This is a genomic window from Enterobacter sp. DC1, from assembly GCF_000568075.1.
Lineage (GTDB): Bacteria > Pseudomonadota > Gammaproteobacteria > Enterobacterales > Enterobacteriaceae > Enterobacter > Enterobacter asburiae.
The window spans coordinates 1-17,521 of sequence record NZ_AZUA01000008.1; the positions used below are offsets into that span (position 1 = coordinate 1).

Consider the following 17,521-nt stretch of genomic DNA (forward strand, 5'->3'; position numbering starts at 1 on the left):
CCTGGCGGCTTTAGCGCGGTGGTCCCACCTGACCCCATGCCGAACTCAGAAGTGAAACGCCGTAGCGCCGATGGTAGTGTGGGGTCTCCCCATGTGAGAGTAGGGAACTGCCAGGCATCAAATAAGTAAAGAGGCCATCCGAAAGGATGGCCTCTTTGCGTTTATACGCTGCACAAACTAATCCCCCAACGCCCTGCTTATACGGTAAACTACCTGCGTTTTTGCATCAGGATAGCGTCTATGAACCACTCCCTTAAGCCCTGGAATACCTTTGGCATTCAACGCAATGCTAATCAAATTGTACGTGCCGATAGTGCACAGCAACTGCTGGATGCATGGCAAAGCGCAACAGAAAATAACGAACCCGTACTGATTCTGGGCGAAGGAAGTAATGTCCTGTTTCTCGATGATTTTGCGGGAACGGTGATCGTTAACCGCATCATGGGGATTGATGTTGAAGAGCGTGCCGATAGCTGGCACCTGCACGTGGGGGCCGGTGAAAACTGGCATCATCTGGTGCAATTCACCCTCGAAAAAGGGATGCCGGGCCTGGAAAACCTTGCGCTTATTCCAGGCTGCGCCGGATCGTCACCTATTCAAAACATCGGTGCCTACGGCATCGAACTGAAACATGTCTGCGAATATGTCGACTGCATCGAACTGGCGACCGGAACGGCTAAGCGTTTAACGGCGGAACAGTGCCGGTTTGGCTATCGTGACAGTATCTTCAAACATGAATATCAGGATCGCTACGTGATTGTCGCCGTGGGTCTGCGTCTGTCGAAGAACTGGCAGCCCGTGTTGACCTACGGGGATTTAACGCGTCTCGATCCGGCTACTGTAACCGCCCGCGACGTTTTTGACTCGGTTTGCCATATGCGGATGACCAAACTTCCCGATCCAAAAGTAAACGGAAACGCCGGCAGTTTCTTCAAAAACCCGGTTATCAGCAGCGAAAATGCAAAAGTCTTTCTTGAAGGATGGCCAGCAGCGCCACATTATCCTCAGGCGGATGGCAGCGTGAAGCTTGCTGCGGGATGGCTTATCGATCAATGCCAGCTAAAAGGCACTTCAGTAGGCGGTGCTGCCGTTCACCAGCAGCAGGCTCTGGTTCTGATTAATCAACGCGATGCGACCAGCGATGATGTTGTACAGCTGGCTCATTATGTTCGTCAGCGTGTGGGCGAAAAGTTTAACGTCTGGCTGGAGCCAGAAGTTCGCTTCATTGGCCGCACAGGTGAAGTCAATGCCGTGGAGGCTATCGCGTGAAAGACAATACTATCCCCTTAACGCTGATTAGCATCCTTGCTGACGGTGAGTTTCATTCTGGCGAGCAGCTGGGTGAACAGCTTGGCATGAGCCGTGCCGCCATTAACAAGCATATTCAGACGCTTCGCGACTGGGGTGTTGATGTGTTCACGGTTCCCGGAAAAGGCTACAGCCTGCCGGAGCCGATTCAATTGCTGAATGAAGAAGCGATCCGCAGCCAGATTGGACACGGCAATGTTGCGGTGCTGCCGGTGATTGATTCGACGAACCAGTATCTTCTGGATCGTCTGCCTGAGCTGAAATCCGGCGATGCCTGCGTTGCTGAATATCAACAGGCCGGTCGCGGGCGTCGCGGACGCAAATGGTTTTCGCCCTTTGGCGCCAACCTCTATCTGTCCATGTACTGGCGACTCGATCAGGGCCCGGCCGCGGCCATTGGCCTGAGTCTGGTCATCGGCATCGTCATGGCGGAAGTGCTGCACGATCTGGGAGCGGATAAAGTCCGTGTAAAATGGCCTAATGACCTGTACCTCAACGATCGTAAACTTGCGGGTATTCTTGTCGAACTGACGGGAAAAACGGGCGATGCGGCACAGATCGTCATTGGCGCAGGTCTCAATATGGTGATGCGCAATGTACAAAATGATGTGGTGAATCAGGCCTGGACTAACCTCCAGGAGGCGGGGATCGTCATCGATCGTAACACCCTTTCCGTGCGTATGATTAAAGAGTTGCGCAGCTCACTCACGCTTTTTGAGCAGGAAGGGCTGGCACCGTTCCTGTCTCGCTGGGAAAAGCTGGATAACTTCATCAACCGCCCGGTGAAACTGCTGATTGGTGATAAAGAGATCTACGGTACTTCCCGCGGTATTGACGCACAGGGCGCGCTGCTCCTGGAGCAGGATGGCGTGATTAAACCCTGGATGGGCGGTGAGATTTCACTGCGAAGTGCCGAATAACCGGATCGAGTTAATTATGCGAAAACCCGTGTGCGCAACGCTGGCCGTCATGATGAGTCTGTTGTTCTCGCCTCTCTCTCATGCGGATCGGGCCTGGGAGAGTTACAAGGCCCGCTTTTTCAAACCCGAAGGTCGCATTGTTGATACCGGTAATGGCGGCGTGTCGCATACGGAAGGTCAGGGTTTTGCCATGCTGATGGCGGTGGCCAACGACGATAAAGCCACGTTCGATAAGCTCTGGCAATGGACAGACAGTCAGCTGAAGAACAAAGAAAATGGTCTGTTTTACTGGCGCTATAATCCCGCAGAGTCCAACCCGGTCGCCGACAAAAACAACGCTGCAGATGGCGACGTGCTGATTGCCTGGGCGTTGCTGAAAGCCGACGCCCGCTGGCATGACAAGCGCTACAGCGCCGCTTCAGATGCCATTACAAAAGCACTGATTGACCACAGCGTGATCCGCTATGCTGGTTACCGCGTGATGCTGCCCGGCGTCCAGGGGTTTAAGCTTGAGGGTGAAGTGGTCCTTAATCCTTCCTATTTCGTGTTTCCGGCCTGGCAGGCCTTCTCCAGACGCAGTCATTTGCCGGTCTGGCGCGATTTGATTAAGGACGGGAAACGCCTGCTGGGGAAAATGGGCTCGGGTAAAGCGAATCTGCCCACTGACTGGGTTTCACTGGCATCAGGTGGCAAGCTGGCTCCTGCAAAAGGCTGGCCGCCGCGAATGAGCTATGACGCGATTCGTGTTCCGCTGTACGTTGCCTGGTCTGATAAGCAAAGCCCGCTGCTGACGCCGTGGAAGGCCTGGTTCGGACAGTTTCCCCGGGAACAAACTCCCGCCTGGGTTAACGTCACGACCAACGAATATGCGCCCTACATGATGGAAGGTGGCCTGCTGGCCGTACGTGATTTCACGATGGGGCAGTCTTCCGGTGAACCCGAAATCACCTCTAAAGACGACTACTATTCGGCAAGTCTGAAAATGCTGGTGTGGATCGCCCAGCAATAATGTCGACATTGTCCCTCTCCCCCGATGGGAAGAGGGACGTCATACCGTGTTACTGCGGATACGGTACCCAATCCCCGCCGTTCAGGCGAACGTAAGGTTTGTTTTGGTATTGAATGACGACCGCATTAGCGTTCTCTGAGACTTCTGCCGTTTGCGGCAGGTTGCTGGTGAGCTGATCCCAGTTCACGCTATCTTCCACAAACAGCTTCCCGTCAACGGCACGGGCAACCAGTTCTGAAATCGCCAGATAGCTGGTTGGCTGTGTAATCTCAATCGGTGCGCCCTGATGCGGTGCCTTCATACCAAAGAATTTAATGCCTGCAGGCACGTTAGTGATGGACGGGCTTGGGATATCACGCAGACCCGACACCTGCATTCTGTCACCTTTCAGCGCTCCACCGTGCTCAGGTACTACAACCACCATCACTTTACGGCCCGATTTTTCCAGCTCCGTGAAGAACGCGTCCAGCTCGTCAAAGAACTTCTGCGCACGCACTTTATAATCTGCCGTTTTGCTCACGCCCGGGAAATGGTTACCGTCGTGGAGCGGCAGGGTGTTAAAGAACGTCGCGCTGCGCGGATTACTGTCTTTTTCGATGGTTTGCAGCCAGCGTTGCAGGACGGCAGTATCGTCATAAACGGGCGAACCGTCGAAGCCCAGCAGAGAGACAGGAAGACCGGTTTGATCCATCAGCGGTGCCTGCATGCCGCCCTGTTCGCGCACCTCTTTCAGGAAGTTACCGAACTGGCCGTTATGCCCCAGCATCAGGTGCTGCGTAAAGCCCAGCTTTGCGAGGTTATCGAACAGATAACACTGGTTGCCAGCGGGTTGATACAGGTTTTTATGCGATGTCTGACCGCAGCTTGCACGCAGCAGGCGGATCGCCGCCGGGCCGCTGTACGAGGTGGCAGAGTTGAAATCTTTAAACTGAATATCGAAGTGTGACCACAGCGGATGAGACATCAAACCGGCGGCGTCCACGTCGGCCCAGGAGAGGGAGCAGATGTTGATCACCAGCAGTTCAAACGGCTGAGCATCCGCCGGCAGCGCATCCGGGAATTTAGTCTGTCGCTTGTCTTCCGCGGTATAGAAACTGGAGAGCCAGGCGTTCAGGTTGGTAGAGGTCGGCGGTGCAGTCTGGGTTGGGATATCGCCCACCACAGGCGTATCGCCTGCCGTTGTGACGGTTGCCGCCGCGCTTCCCCCTGTGGTGGTCACCGTGGCGGTCGGTTGACCGGCAGGCCACAGCGAAAAGTTCGGCCCAGCCAGCGTCAGCACGTTAAGCCAGATCATAATCGCGACGACAAACACCGTGACGCGGATCCACTGTGACAGGAACAGCCAGGCAACCAGCAGCACAAATACCGCGCCAATCATTTGCCAGTTAATAAAGCGCTCGGTCAGATCGAGGACATAGCTGGCGCTAAAGCCCGCCACCTGCGACCCCTGGCTCATAATGCTGTCCGGCCCCGGTAGCCAGGTATCATGCCAGAACAGCGCAAAGCCGACAGGTATAGCGACCCAGTGGCGTAAGCGATGTAGCCTGATATTCGGCAGCGGCATCAGCAGGAAGGCCATAAACACCAGGTTGAGAAGGGGATGGAAATTCAGATAGCCTGCCCACAGCAGGCCAAACTTCACCAGAAAGTAGAAGTTCCAGCCGGAAAGGCCGCGCCAGTATTGCCAGAGCGGCGAGGGTGACGAAGCGGTATAGGTAGAATTAGTCATGTTTTCGGTCTGCCTTGACGTGTGATGCCCGTGTCAGTGTTCCGGCTGGTTTTACATAGCGAGGTTTAATAAACAGCACTCTGGCCGTATCACGGATACGGCGTATGGAATGGCGCGCATAGTAGCCAAGCGGGAAAAAGATCAGCGCACAGAATATAACCAGTTGAATGATATCGCTGATGTTCATGATGATGCGTTCTCCGCGTTGTCTGTTAATAAGCGAAGGGGTTCCGGAACCCGACGCCAGACGTGTCCATCATGCCTGGCATTGAGGATCGGTTTGGCATCGCTCTTGATGGCGAGCGGTTTGGCCCATTGCTCAGGCTGGAGCGCACGCATCTGCACCAGCTCCGCGCTAATCGTATTATCTTCGAACCAAATCATACGGTTCGAGAAAATATCCCCTGTAGGCAGGGGGAAGATGTGGTTAAGCGCCGTATCGAGATCGTTTACCCGGCAGAAGGACAAAAACAGCACCAGGCGATTGTCGCCAATGGTCATGATGTCCCCTGTACGGTTCGGGCGACATAAGGTGAGTGCCTGTTCAACGCGAATACCCGGTACAGGACGCAGGGCAACCATGACCCCTTTTCCGTCAGCAGGAAGAAGCGTGTTGTTCATCATGTTGCCCACAGCGTCGCAGAAGGTATCCCATTTTTGGTACCCACGCAGCTTCATCGGCTGCGTCATGGAGAGCAGCGTGGAAATATCTTCCGGTACGTGGCGGCTAAACTGCTGGCCCTGAACGCTTTCGATAAGCGTCAGGCAGCGTGACAGCGGCGCATTCCATGGAATGACCATATTGGCGCCGCAGCCCAGAAGCAGGCGCTCATCGGTGGCGCGCAGGCTGGTATTATTTTCGCGCACGATGATTTTCAACGCACTTCCGCGCTGGCGGCGTAAGGTGTGGATTTGCCGTGCCAGCGTCTCAATCTGGTTATTCTGCATCAGCGAGAAAATAAGGGTTGCCGCCTGGGTTGTGCGGGCTTCATGGAAAAGGGCTTCGTTAGAATCAAACAGCGTCCAGTTTTCCGACAGGGCGGGTGCCCCCTCTAAAACCGCGATATGGCTCAGGATGCGTTTTTCATCACTGCGCGGTTGCACCACGGTTTCTTCCTGCTGCGCCAGGTGCCACTCGCCCTCGATATGTTTCAGCGTAAGCTGTTGCCTGGCGCTCACGCCTTTTTCGTTACACCAGAAGGCAATATCGTAGAGATAGCTGCCCGCCTGGTCACGAACGCTTGCCAGGCCGAACAGGGAGCGATATTCGCCCATTAAAAGTGAAAACAGCTTGTCATTATTACTGCCGGGATTGACTATCAATAGCGTGCAATTTTGAAATTTTGCCCATTTATTGATTTTTTCAAGCCAGGGCAGGAGTTTTTCAGCGGGCATATTTTGCAGGACGTTATTTGCACATTTCAGAATCACTAAATAGTGATCCGGATCAATAGAACACTGAACGTCGCGGGACAAAAAGTATAGACTATCGGCTTCCGATGTCATGGAAAATAATCGCACCGTCTGGGGGCCGCGACCACTTTCAAGCGTAATAATTTTCTTCGGATCTTCGCCCATGCTAATGACGGCCACGCGGGAATCCTTATCCTGAGCAGCAATTGTCTGGTTTACCAGACTGATAGCATCTTCATTACGGTCCGTATTAATCCACCAGACTCCTCCGACTGGCATGTGGCTCAATTCGTCCCATAATGACTGGATGCCAATAGAAAATATGGAGTCCACGGTGTCCCTCTTTTCGTCTAATTTATCTGTATCTCAGTTTACTAGCGAAAGCGTAGAAATAAACCTAACATTGAAATTAAAGAACATCAGATTTAGCATGTAAATGAAATTTGTCAGGGCAGGAAGCCTCGCAAGTTCTTTAGCGTGCGATTTTCCTTAAAGGGATGGAAAAAGAATGGATAATAACGAACCTGGAACCCCAGTCGACTCGACTCTGGGTTACACATTCCAAAACGATTTTCTGGCGCTGACGCAGGCCTTTTCTTTACCTGAAATAGATTACACCGATATTTCCCAGCGGGAACAGTTGGCCGCGGCTATTAAACGCTGGCCGTTATTAGCTGAATTCGCCCATCAACAATAAGGGAGCCATTGATGGCCATACTCGGATTACAGGGTGTCCGTGGCGGTGTGGGTACCACATCAGTTACCGCGGCGCTGGCGTGGTCATTACAGCTTTTAGGTGAATCGGTGCTGGTTATTGACGCCTGCGCCGATAATTTGTTGCGTATGTCGTTTAACGTCGACTTTTCTCGCGAAGAGGGCTGGGCCCGGGCACTGCTTGATGATAAAAACTGGCAGGATGCAGGGATGCGCTATACCTCCCAGCTTGATCTGCTGCCGTTTGGTCAACTGACCACCACGGAACGCGAGAATGAAGCCGCGTATCAGCGTCTGTTTTCGCAGTTCACGCTGGCGCTGCAAACCCTGAAAGAAAAGGGGCACTACAAGTGGATCCTGCTGGATCTGCCGCACGGCGCCGGCACGCTGACCCGACAGCTTATCGCCCAATGCGATCATATACTTTCCATCGTCAACGTCGATGCGAACTGCCATATCCGCCTGCATCAGCAGGGGCTGCCTCAGAACGCTCACCTTCTGATTAACGATTTGCGCATTGGCAGCCAGATTCAGGACGATCTGTATCAGGTCTGGCTGCAAAGCCAGCGCCGTCTGCTTCCCATTGTCATCCATCGTGATGAGGGGATGGCGGAATGCCTTGCGTCTAAGCAACCGCTCGGCGAATACCGCAGCGACTCACTGGCGGCAGAAGAGATCCTGACGCTGGCTAACTGGTGTCTGCTGAACTTTGCCAACAGGGCGGAGCATGCAGGGAGTTCTGTATGAGTCGTCTCGCCAGCTGGTTACTCATCCCGCCGGTCAGTTCGCGTTTGAGCGAACATTACCGGCATTTCCGCCGGCACGGAGCTTCGGCATTTAGCGCCGCGCTCGGCTGTTTCTGGATGATTCTGGCCTGGATGTTTATTCCACTTGAACACCCGCGCTGGCAGCGCATACGTGCCCGGCACAGTGAGCTATATCCGCACATTAATCCCAACCGGCCGCGTCCTTTGGATCCGGCACGCTATCTCATTCAGGCCATCTGGCTGGTGGTCACGTCATCCCGCTCAGAGAAAATAACGCCGCACTGGCGCAGCTTCTCCCGCGTCCAGCAGTTACGTGAGCGCTACCACCAGTGGCTGGACAGACTGCCCAACAGCGTAAGCGATAAGACCAGCCATCTGGATAACCATAAAGAGCTCGGGCATCTTCACCCGGGCCTGCGGCGTTTTATCCTCGGCGTGATCGTGGTGTTCTCGCTCATTCTGGCGCTGGTCTGTATTACGCAACCTTTCAACCCTCTGGCGCAGTTCACCTTCCTGATCCTGCTGTGGGGCGTGGCGCTGCTGGTCCGCCGTATTCCGGGCCGCTTCTCGGCGCTGATGCTGATCGTGTTGTCGTTGACCGTCTCCTGTCGCTACATCTGGTGGCGTTATACCTCAACCCTGAACTGGGACGATCCGGTCAGCCTGGTGTGCGGCCTGGTGCTGCTGTTTGCCGAAACCTACGCCTGGATCGTGCTGGTACTGGGCTATTTCCAGGTCATTTGGCCGCTCAACCGCCAGCCGGTTCCGCTGCCAAAAGACACCGCGCAGTGGCCGTCTGTTGATCTCTTTGTACCGACCTACAACGAAGATTTGAGCGTGGTGAAAAATACCATTTATGCCGCGCTGGGCATCGACTGGCCGAAAGACAAGCTCAAGGTCTGGATCCTGGATGACGGCAACCGTCCGGCGTTCCGCCAGTTCGCAGAGGAGGTCGGCGTCGAGTACATCGCCCGTCCGACTCACGAGCATGCGAAAGCCGGGAACATCAACAACGCGTTGAAGTATGCCACAGGGGAGTTTGTCTCGATCTTTGACTGTGACCACGTGCCGACGCGCTCGTTCCTGCAGATGACCATGGGCTGGTTCCTGAAGGAGAAAGAGCTGGCGATGATGCAGACGCCGCACCACTTCTTCTCGCCGGATCCGTTTGAACGTAACCTTGGCCGCTTCCGCAAAACCCCGAACGAAGGCACCCTGTTCTATGGCCTGGTGCAGGACGGGAACGACATGTGGGATGCCACCTTCTTCTGCGGCTCGTGTGCGGTTATCCGCCGTAAGCCGCTGGATGAAATTGGCGGTATCGCCGTCGAAACGGTCACTGAAGATGCGCACACCTCTTTGCGCCTGCACCGTCGTGGCTATACCTCGGCGTACATGCGTATACCGCAGGCTGCCGGTCTGGCAACGGAGTCACTGTCGGCGCACATTGGTCAGCGTATTCGCTGGGCGCGCGGCATGGTGCAGATTTTCCGTCTCGATAACCCATTGATAGGGAAAGGGCTCAAGCTGGCGCAACGTCTCTGCTACGTCAACGCCATGTTCCACTTCTTATCCGGTATCCCGCGGCTAATCTTCCTGACCGCGCCGCTGGCGTTCCTGCTTCTTCACGCTTATATCATTTACGCCCCGGCGCTGATGATTGCGCTGTTTGTTCTGCCGCACATGATCCACGCGAGCCTGACGAACTCGAAGATACAGGGTAAATATCGGCATTCCTTCTGGAGTGAAATCTACGAAACGGTGCTGGCCTGGTATATCGCGCCGCCGACGATGGTGGCGCTGATTAATCCGCACAAAGGGAAATTTAACGTCACCGCGAAGGGCGGTCTGGTGGAAGAAGAGTACGTCGACTGGGTGATCTCCCGTCCGTATATCTTCCTGGTACTGCTGAATATCGTTGGCGTCATCGCCGGTATCTGGCGTTACTTCTACGGCCCGGAAAACGAAATCCTGACCGTCTTTGTGAGTATGGCCTGGGTCTTCTACAACCTGATTATCCTCGGCGGCGCGGTAGCGGTGTCGGTGGAGAGTAAACAGGTTCGTCGTGCGCATCGCGTTGAAATCTGCATGCCTGCGGCGATCGCCCGTGAAGATGGACATCTCTTCTCCTGTACAGTGCACGACTTCTCTGACGGTGGTCTGGGGATCAAAATCAACGGCCAGGCGAAGGTGCTGGAAGGCCAGAAGGTTAACCTGCTGCTTAAGCGCGGTCAGCAGGAGTATGTCTTCCCGACGCAGGTTGTTCGCGTGGCGGGCAATGAAGTCGGTTTGCAGCTGATGCCGTTGACCAAAAAGCAACATATCGATTTTGTGCAGTGTACGTTTGCCCGCGCGGACACGTGGGCTCTCTGGCAGGACAGCTTCCCGGAAGATAAACCTCTGGAAAGCCTGCTGGATATTCTGAAGCTGGGGTTCCGTGGCTATCGTCACCTTGCAGAATTCGCCCCGTCGTCGGTGAAATTAATTTTCCGGTCACTTACTTCGCTGGTTTCCTGGGTCGTGTCGTTCATTCCTCGTCGTCCTGAGCGGGATGAGGCGAAGCAGGCGGACCCGGTTATGGCTCAACAATGATGATAACGCGATGAAAACAAAACTTTCCTGGTTATGTGCAGTGGCAATGGGGATGAATGTCCTCCCCGCAACAATGGCTAACGCAGCTCCTGGTAACGCAGCGGCAACGCCTGCGCCAACGGTACCTGTCGTCGCGCAGGCAACCGATCCGGTTGTCACCGCGGCACCTGGTCAAACAGAAAATATCATGCCGAATCAGCCAACGGAGGGGAACACCCTACCGGCAGACGGCCAGGTTATCGGGCAGGTAATGCCGGGCGTCCGGGGGGCGAATGCACCCGTCGTTGCGGACAATGCGCCGTCGCGTGACGTGAAGTTGACCTTCGCGCAAATTGCACCGCCTCCGGGCAGTATGGTGCTGCGCGGCATCAACCCTAACGGCGGCATTGAGTTTGGCATGCGCAGCGATGAGGTCGTCTCTAATGCGGTGCTGAACCTGGAATACACGCCGTCGCCGTCTCTGCTGCCGACGCAGTCCCAGCTGAAGGTCTACCTGAATGATGAGCTGATGGACGTACTGCCGGTCACCAAAGAGCAGCTGGGCAAGAAAACCCAGGCTCAGGTGCCGATCAACCCGCTGTTCATCACCGACTTTAACCGTATCCGTCTGGAATTTGTCGGCCACTACCGCGATGTCTGCGAAAACCCGGCCAGCAACACGCTGTGGATGGACGTCGGGCGTAACTCCTCGCTGCAGATGACCTACCAGTCGCTGGCGCTGAAAAACGATCTCTCGGCATTCCCGGTTCCGTTCTTCGATCCGCGTGATAACCGTCCGCTCACGCTGCCGATGGTGTTTGCATCATCCCCGGACGTGACCGAGCAGCTGGCGGCCACCATTGTGGCGTCCTGGTTTGGTTCACGTGCCGGCTGGCGTGGACAGAGCTTCCCGGCGATGTATGACAAACTGCCGGACAGAAATGCCATTGTGTTTGCGACCAACGCGAAACGCCCGGCCTTCCTGCGCGATCATCCGGACGTCAAAGCGCCAACCGTTGAGATGATAAGCCACCCGGAAAACCCGTACGTGAAGCTGCTGGTGGTCTTTGGCCGTGATGATAAAGATCTGGTGCAGGCCGCAAAAGCCATTGCCCAGGGCAACGTCCTTTTCCGCGGTGACAGCGTGGTGGTGGATGAGGTCAAACCGCTGCTGGCGCGTAAACCTTATGATGCGCCAAACTGGGTGCGTACCGACCGTGCGGTGACATTTGGCGAGCTGAAAACCTATGAAGAACAGCTGCAGGCGACGGGGCTTGAGCCAGCGCCGATTAGCCTGTCACTGAATCTGCCGCCGGACCTGTATCTGCTGCGTACCAACGGCATTGATATCAATCTGAACTACCGTTATACCGCGCCAGCGACCAAAGACAGCTCGCGCATGGATATCAGCCTGAACAACCAGTTCCTGCAATCGTTCAGCCTGCAAAGCACGCAGGATACTAACCGCCTGATGCTTCGCCTGCCGGTGTTGCAGGGGCTGCTGGACGGTAAAACGGATGTCTCCATTCCGGCACTGAAGCTCGGCGCGATAAACCAGCTGCGCTTTGACTTCCAGTACATGAACCCGATGCCTGGCGGCTCGGCGGAAAACTGCATCACCTTCCAGCCCGTACAGAACCACGTTGTGATTGGCGATGAGTCGACCATCGACTTCTCGAAGTACTATCACTTCCTGGCGATGCCGGATCTGCGCGCCTTTGCTAACGCGGGCTTCCCGTTCAGCCGCATGGCCGATCTCTCTGAGTCCATCGTTGTGATGCCAAAAGCGCCTAGCGAAGGGCAGGTCACGACCCTGCTGGATACCATGGCGACCGTTGGGGGACAGACGGGATTACCGGCGATTAACGTCACGTTGACGGATGATGGCAGCCAGATCCAGAACAAAGATGCTGACATCATGGTGATAGGCACCATTCCGGATAAGCTGAAGGATGACAAACGTATCGATCTGCTGGTGAAAGCGGCCCAGTCCTGGGTTAACACGCCGCTGCGCCAGACCGAGTTCCCGAGCATTATGCCGGATGTGAACGACCGTCAGGCCAGCGCGCAGACGACCGTAACGTCTCAGGGGGCAATGGCCGCGGTGGTGGGCTTCCAGTCACCTTACAACGAACAGCGTAGCGTGGTGGCTCTCCTGGCGGACAGCCCGCGCGGTTATGAACTGCTCAATACGGCTATGAACGACAGCGGTAAACGTGCCGCGATGTTTGGTTCCGTTTCGGTGATCCGTGAGTCCGGCGTCAATAGCCTGCGCGTGGGCGATGTGTACTACGTAGGCCATCTGCCGTGGTTCGAACGCCTGTGGTATGCGCTGGCTAACCATCCGGTTCTGCTCGCCATCCTGGCGGCGGTCAGCGTGGTCTTGCTGGCATGGGTGCTGTGGCGTCTGCTGCGTATCATCAGCCGTCGTCGCCTGAACCCGGATGAGTAAGATGTGATGAAAGCCTTTCGCTGGTGTGCATTAGCAGCGTTGATGCTGGCGGCGCTTCCTCTTCGCGCCGCCTGTACCTGGCCTGCCTGGGAGCAGTTTAAAAAGGATTACATCAGTGAGGGCGGGCGTGTCGTTGATCCCAGCGACACGCGCAAAATTACGACCTCGGAAGGGCAAAGTTACGCCTTGTTCTTTGCCCTTGCGGCGAACGATCGCAGCGCGTTTGACCAGCTGCTGACCTGGACGCGCGATAATCTTGCCAGCGGCAATCTCAACGACCATCTGCCCGCCTGGCTATGGGGACAGAAAGATAAAGAGACGTGGGCGGTAATTGATACCAACTCCGCCTCTGACGCCGATGTCTGGATCGCCTGGTCTCTGCTCGAAGCGGGCCGGTTGTGGAAACATCCGGACTATACCCGCACGGGTAAGGCGCTGCTGAAACGCATTGTCAGTGAGGAAGTGGTGAAAGTGCCAGGGCTCGGCGCAATGCTGCTTCCCGGTAAAGTCGGTTTTGCCGATGAAAACGTCTGGCGTTTTAACCCCAGCTATCTTCCTCCGCAGCTAGCGAGTTATTTCACGCGTTTTGGTACCCCGTGGAGCCAGCTTCGTGAAACCAATCAGCGTCTGCTGCTGGAGAGCGCGCCGAAAGGTTTTTCGCCGGACTGGGTTCAGTATCAGAAAAACAAAGGCTGGCGGTTACAGCAGGATAAATCGCTGGTGGGCGGCTACGATGCCATCCGCGTTTATCTCTGGGTGGGAATGATGAGTGATAAAGATCCTCAGAAAGCCCGGCTGCTGACGCGCTTCCAGCCGATGGCGGCAAAGACAATGAAACGGGGTGTGCCGCCGGAGAAAGTGGATGTGGCGACGGGTAAACGCACCGGGAATGGCCCGGTCGGGTTCTCTGCCGCCATGCTGCCGTTTTTACAACAACGTGATGCCCAGGCGGTTCAGCGCCAGCGCGTTGCAGACCATTTTCCCGATAATAATGCCTATTACAGCTACGTGCTGACTCTCTTTGGGCAAGGATGGGATCAGCATCGTTTTCGCTTCACCGCAAAAGGTGAATTAATACCGGATTGGGGCCAGGAATGCGCAAGTTCACAGTAAATCTACTCACTTTATCGCTTGGCCTGGCCCTGATGCCGATGGCTGAGGCCGCCAACTCTCCGCAGCAGAAACAGCTGCTGGAACAGGTTCGGCTGGGCGAATCGACACAGCGTGAGGATTTGGTTCGTCAATCGCTTTATCGTCTGGAGCTGATTGACCCGAACAACCCTGACGTCATTGCCGCACGCTTTCGCTACCTGCTGCGCCAGGGCGATAACGCCGGTGCGCAAAAAGAGCTGGATCGTCTGAAAGGGATCGCGCCGGGCTCGAGTGCGTATCAGTCATCCCGCAACACGATGCTGCTGTCGACGCCGGATGGCCGCCAGCAGCTCCAGCAGGCGCGATTGCTCGCCACCACGGGACACACGCAGGAGGCGATTGCAGCTTATGACAAGCTGTTTGACGGCAACCCGCCGGGCGGCGACGTGGCGACGGAATACTGGAACGTCGTGGCGAAAGACCCCGCTCGCCGGAATGCGGCCATTAATCAGCTCAAGAAAATCAACACCAGCAGCCCCGGAAATACGCAGCTGCAGGCGACGCTGTCCCAGCTTTTGTTCCAGAGCGGACGCCGTGATGAAGGCTTTGCGGTATTGCAGGAGATGGCTAAATCGACCAACGGGCGCAGCCAGGCGTCTGATATGTGGTATGACCAAATCAAAGGCCAGCCTGCCAGCAGCGCCAGCGTCAGCGCGCTGCAAAAATACCTGAGCGTATTCAGCAGTGGTGATAGCGTCGTGGCGGCGCGTGCCCAGCTCGAAGAACAGCAAAAACAGCTCGCTGACCCGGCGTTCCGCGCGAAAGCGGAAGGGCTGGCGGCGGTAGATGCCGGGCAGGGGAGTAAGGCGGTGGCTGAGCTGCAAAAAGCCGTCAGCGCCAACCATGCCGACAGTGAAGCGGTGGGTGCCCTTGGTCAGGCCTATTCCCAGAAAGGCGACCGCGCCCGCGCGGTGGCGCAGTTTGAAAAGGCGATTGCCCTCGATCCCCAGAGCGATAACCGGGGTAAATGGGACAGTTTGCTCAAGGTTAACCGTTACTGGCTGCTGATCCAGCAGGGCGATGCGGCGCTCAAGGCGAATAACCCGGCGCAGGCAGAGCGTTACTATCAGCAGGCGCGCGGTATCGACAATACCGACAGTTATGCCGTGCTGGGGCTGGGCGATGCCGCCGCGGCGCGTAAAGATAACGACGCGGCGGAACGTTACTATCGCCAGGCGCTGCGTATGGACAGCGGCAACAGCAATGCGGTCCGCGGCCTGGCCAATATTTACCGCGCGCAGTCCCCGGAGAAGGCCTCGCAGTTTATCCAGTCTCTCTCCGCCAGCCAGCGCCGGAGCATTGATGATATTGAACGCAGCCTGACCAACGAGCAGCTCTCCGCTCAGGCAGAACAGCTGGAAAATCAGGGGAAATACGCCCAGGCGGCAGAGATTCAGCGTCGTCGTCTGGCGCTCTCTCCCGGCGACGTGTGGATAACCTATCGTCTCTCGCGCGATCTCTACAGCGCGGGTCAGCGCAGCCAGGCGGATACCCTGATGCGTCAGCTTGCCAGCCAGAAACCGTCCGACCCGGATCAGGTGTACGCCAGCGGGCTCTATCTTTCCGGCAACGATCAGGATCGTGCCGCGCTGGCGCATCTGGACACGCTGCCGCGCAGCAAGTGGAACGGCAATATTCAGGAACTTGCCGACCGTCTGCAAAGCAACCAGGTGCTGGAAACCGCCAACCGTCTGCGCGACAGCGGCAAAGAGCAGGAGGCGGAAAACCTTCTGCGTCAGCAGCCGACCTCCACCCGCATCGACCTGACGCTGGCGGACTGGGCGCAGCAGCGTGGCGATCTGGCGTCGGCGAAAACGACGTACAACGCCGTTCTGCAGCGTGAACCGCAGAACGAAGATGCGATCCTCGGTCTGACCGAGATTTATAGCGCGCAGGGGGACAAAGATGCCGCGCGCGCAGAGCTGGCGAAACTGCCCGCCGCGCAAAACGGCCAGCCGCTGTCGCTCAACATGCAGCGCCGGATCGCGATGGCGCAGGCAGGCCTGGGCGATTCCGCTGCCGCAGAACAGACCTTCAACAAAATCATTCCGCAGGCTAAATCGCAGCCCGGCTCCATGGAAAACGCGCTGGTGTTACGTGATGCCGCGCGTTTCCAGGCGCAAAACGGACAGCCTCAGCAGGCGCTGGAAACCTATAAAGACGCGATGGTGTCGTCCGGCGTCACGACGACCCGTCCGGCCGACAACGACAGCTTCACTCGTCTGACGCGTAACGATGAAAAGGACGACTGGCTGAAGCGCGGCGTGCGCAGTGATGCCGGTGACTTGTACCGTCAGCAGGATGTTAACGTCACGCTGCAGCACGACTACTGGGGCTCCAGCGGCACGGGCGGCTATTCCGACCTGAAAGCGCACACTACCATGCTACAGGTGGATGCTCCGCTGTCTGACGGGCGCATGTTCTTCAGAAGCGATCTGGTCAACATGGACGCCGGTTCATTTGATAACAATAACGGGACCTACGATCCAAAATGGGGGACCTGCTACGAAACGCCGTGTAGCGGCAACACCCATCAGTCCGACAATGGCGCAAGCGTCGCCGTCGGCTGGCAGAATAAAACCTGGGCGATGGACATTGGCACCACGCCAATGGGCTTTGACGTCGTCGACGTGGTGGGCGGTATCAGCTACAGCAGCGATCTGGGCCCCATCGGCTATACCGTTAACGCCCACCGCCGCCCAATCTCCAGCTCTCTGCTGGCGTTCGCCGGGCAAAAAGATACCAACACCGGCACCACCTGGGGCGGCGTACGTGCCACCGGTGGCGGCGTAAGCATGAGCTATGACAAAGGGGAAGCGAACGGCGTCTGGTCAAGCCTGAACGCGGAAACGCTGACGGGTAAAAATGTGGAAGATAACTGGCGCGTCCGCTGGATGACGGGTTACTACTACAAGCTCATTAATAAAAACAACGAGCGCCTGACGGTCGGCGTCTCCAATATGCTCTGGCACTACGACAAAGACCTGAGCGGTTATACCCTGGGTCAGGGCGGCTACTACAGCCCGCAGGAGTATGTCTCCTTCGCACTGCCGGTGACCTGGCGTAAACGCACGGAGAACTGGTCCTGGGAGCTGGGTGGCTCGGTGTCCTGGTCTCACTCTAAAACCAAAGACGAGCTGCGCTACCCGATTCAGAATCTGATCCCGACCGATGAGCCAGACCGCTATACCGACCGGGGCGCGATGGAAACCGGCAGCAGTTCCTCAGGCACGGGTTATACCGCGCGCGCCATTATCGAACGCCGCGTAACGTCCAACTGGTTTGTGGGCATGGGCGTGGATATTCAGGAAGCGAAAAACTATACCCCAAGCCATGCGCTCATTTATGTGCGTTACTCTGCTGCAGGCTGGCAGGGCGATATGGACTTACCGCCGCAGCCGCTTATCCCTTACGCGGACTGGTAATCGGATTTTCCTTAATCCATTTGTAAGTCTCTCTTAATAGCGCGGCAATCGGGTATACTCA

At 56.4% G+C, this 17,521-nt stretch carries 12 protein-coding genes and 1 rRNA gene; 10 read left to right on the forward strand and 3 right to left on the reverse strand.

All coding sequences use genetic code 11. The annotated features are described in order from the left end of the window. The 4 genes from rrf to P346_RS03660 all read left to right on the forward strand — a co-directional run bounded on the left by rrf (position 1) and on the right by P346_RS03660 (position 3,237). Positions 1-116, forward strand: a 5S ribosomal RNA gene (gene rrf / locus P346_RS03675). Between the two features lie 124 nt (positions 117-240). Then, positions 241-1,269 (forward strand): UDP-N-acetylmuramate dehydrogenase, encoded by a 1,029-nt coding sequence (gene murB, locus P346_RS03670; protein ID WP_032662111.1) that lies wholly within the window; start codon positions 241-243, stop codon positions 1,267-1,269. After that, positions 1,266-2,228, forward strand: coding sequence for a bifunctional biotin--[acetyl-CoA-carboxylase] ligase/biotin operon repressor BirA (gene birA / locus P346_RS03665; RefSeq protein WP_032662113.1), 963 nt, complete (start codon positions 1,266-1,268; stop codon positions 2,226-2,228). Before murB ends, birA begins: the two co-directional genes overlap by 4 nt. Before the next feature lie 16 nt (positions 2,229-2,244). Continuing rightward, on the forward strand, positions 2,245-3,237 hold the full coding sequence (locus P346_RS03660) for a glycosyl hydrolase family 8 (protein WP_032662115.1): 993 nt from the start codon (positions 2,245-2,247) through the stop codon (positions 3,235-3,237). A gap of 49 nt (positions 3,238-3,286) precedes the next feature. Here P346_RS03660 and bcsG read toward each other — a convergent pair whose 3' ends face one another. The 3 genes from bcsG to bcsE are packed head-to-tail and all read right to left on the reverse strand — an operon-like array spanning position 3,287 to position 6,712. Next, complete coding sequence (gene bcsG, locus P346_RS03655) at positions 3,287-4,966, reverse strand: cellulose biosynthesis protein BcsG (RefSeq protein ID WP_032662117.1); 1,680 nt, start codon at positions 4,964-4,966, stop codon at positions 3,287-3,289. Next, on the reverse strand, positions 4,959-5,156 hold the full coding sequence (bcsF, locus tag P346_RS03650; protein WP_024908822.1) for a cellulose biosynthesis protein BcsF: 198 nt from the start codon (positions 5,154-5,156) through the stop codon (positions 4,959-4,961). Before bcsF ends, bcsG begins: the two co-directional genes overlap by 8 nt. After that, complete coding sequence (gene bcsE, locus P346_RS03645) at positions 5,150-6,712, reverse strand: cellulose biosynthesis c-di-GMP-binding protein BcsE (RefSeq protein WP_029740464.1); 1,563 nt, start codon at positions 6,710-6,712, stop codon at positions 5,150-5,152. Before bcsE ends, bcsF begins: the two co-directional genes overlap by 7 nt. A gap of 175 nt (positions 6,713-6,887) precedes the next feature. Here bcsE and bcsR point away from each other — a divergent pair, with 175 nt between their 5' ends. The 6 genes from bcsR to bcsC are packed head-to-tail and all read left to right on the forward strand — an operon-like array spanning position 6,888 to position 17,460. Continuing rightward, on the forward strand, positions 6,888-7,076 hold the full coding sequence (gene bcsR, locus P346_RS03640; protein ID WP_008503237.1) for a cellulose biosynthesis protein BcsR: 189 nt from the start codon (positions 6,888-6,890) through the stop codon (positions 7,074-7,076). An 11-nt stretch (positions 7,077-7,087) separates the two neighbouring features. Next, positions 7,088-7,840 (forward strand): cellulose biosynthesis protein BcsQ, encoded by a 753-nt coding sequence (gene bcsQ / locus P346_RS03635; RefSeq protein ID WP_032662119.1) that lies wholly within the window; start codon positions 7,088-7,090, stop codon positions 7,838-7,840. Next, positions 7,837-10,452, forward strand: coding sequence for a UDP-forming cellulose synthase catalytic subunit (gene bcsA / locus P346_RS03630; RefSeq protein ID WP_029740462.1), 2,616 nt, complete (start codon positions 7,837-7,839; stop codon positions 10,450-10,452). Before bcsQ ends, bcsA begins: the two co-directional genes overlap by 4 nt. A 10-nt stretch (positions 10,453-10,462) precedes the next feature. Further along, a complete protein-coding gene (gene bcsB, locus P346_RS03625; RefSeq protein WP_050583714.1) occupies positions 10,463-12,883 on the forward strand; it encodes a cellulose biosynthesis cyclic di-GMP-binding regulatory protein BcsB in 2,421 nt (806 codons plus the stop codon). Between the two features lie 6 nt (positions 12,884-12,889). Further along, entirely contained in the window at positions 12,890-13,996 is a 1,107-nt protein-coding gene (gene bcsZ, locus P346_RS03620) for a cellulose synthase complex periplasmic endoglucanase BcsZ (RefSeq protein ID WP_032662121.1), read from the forward strand. Continuing rightward, on the forward strand, positions 13,978-17,460 hold the full coding sequence (gene bcsC, locus P346_RS03615) for a cellulose synthase complex outer membrane protein BcsC (protein ID WP_032662123.1): 3,483 nt from the start codon (positions 13,978-13,980) through the stop codon (positions 17,458-17,460). The genes bcsZ and bcsC overlap by 19 nt, the downstream gene beginning before the upstream one ends. The last annotated feature ends 61 nt before the right edge of the window (positions 17,461-17,521 follow it).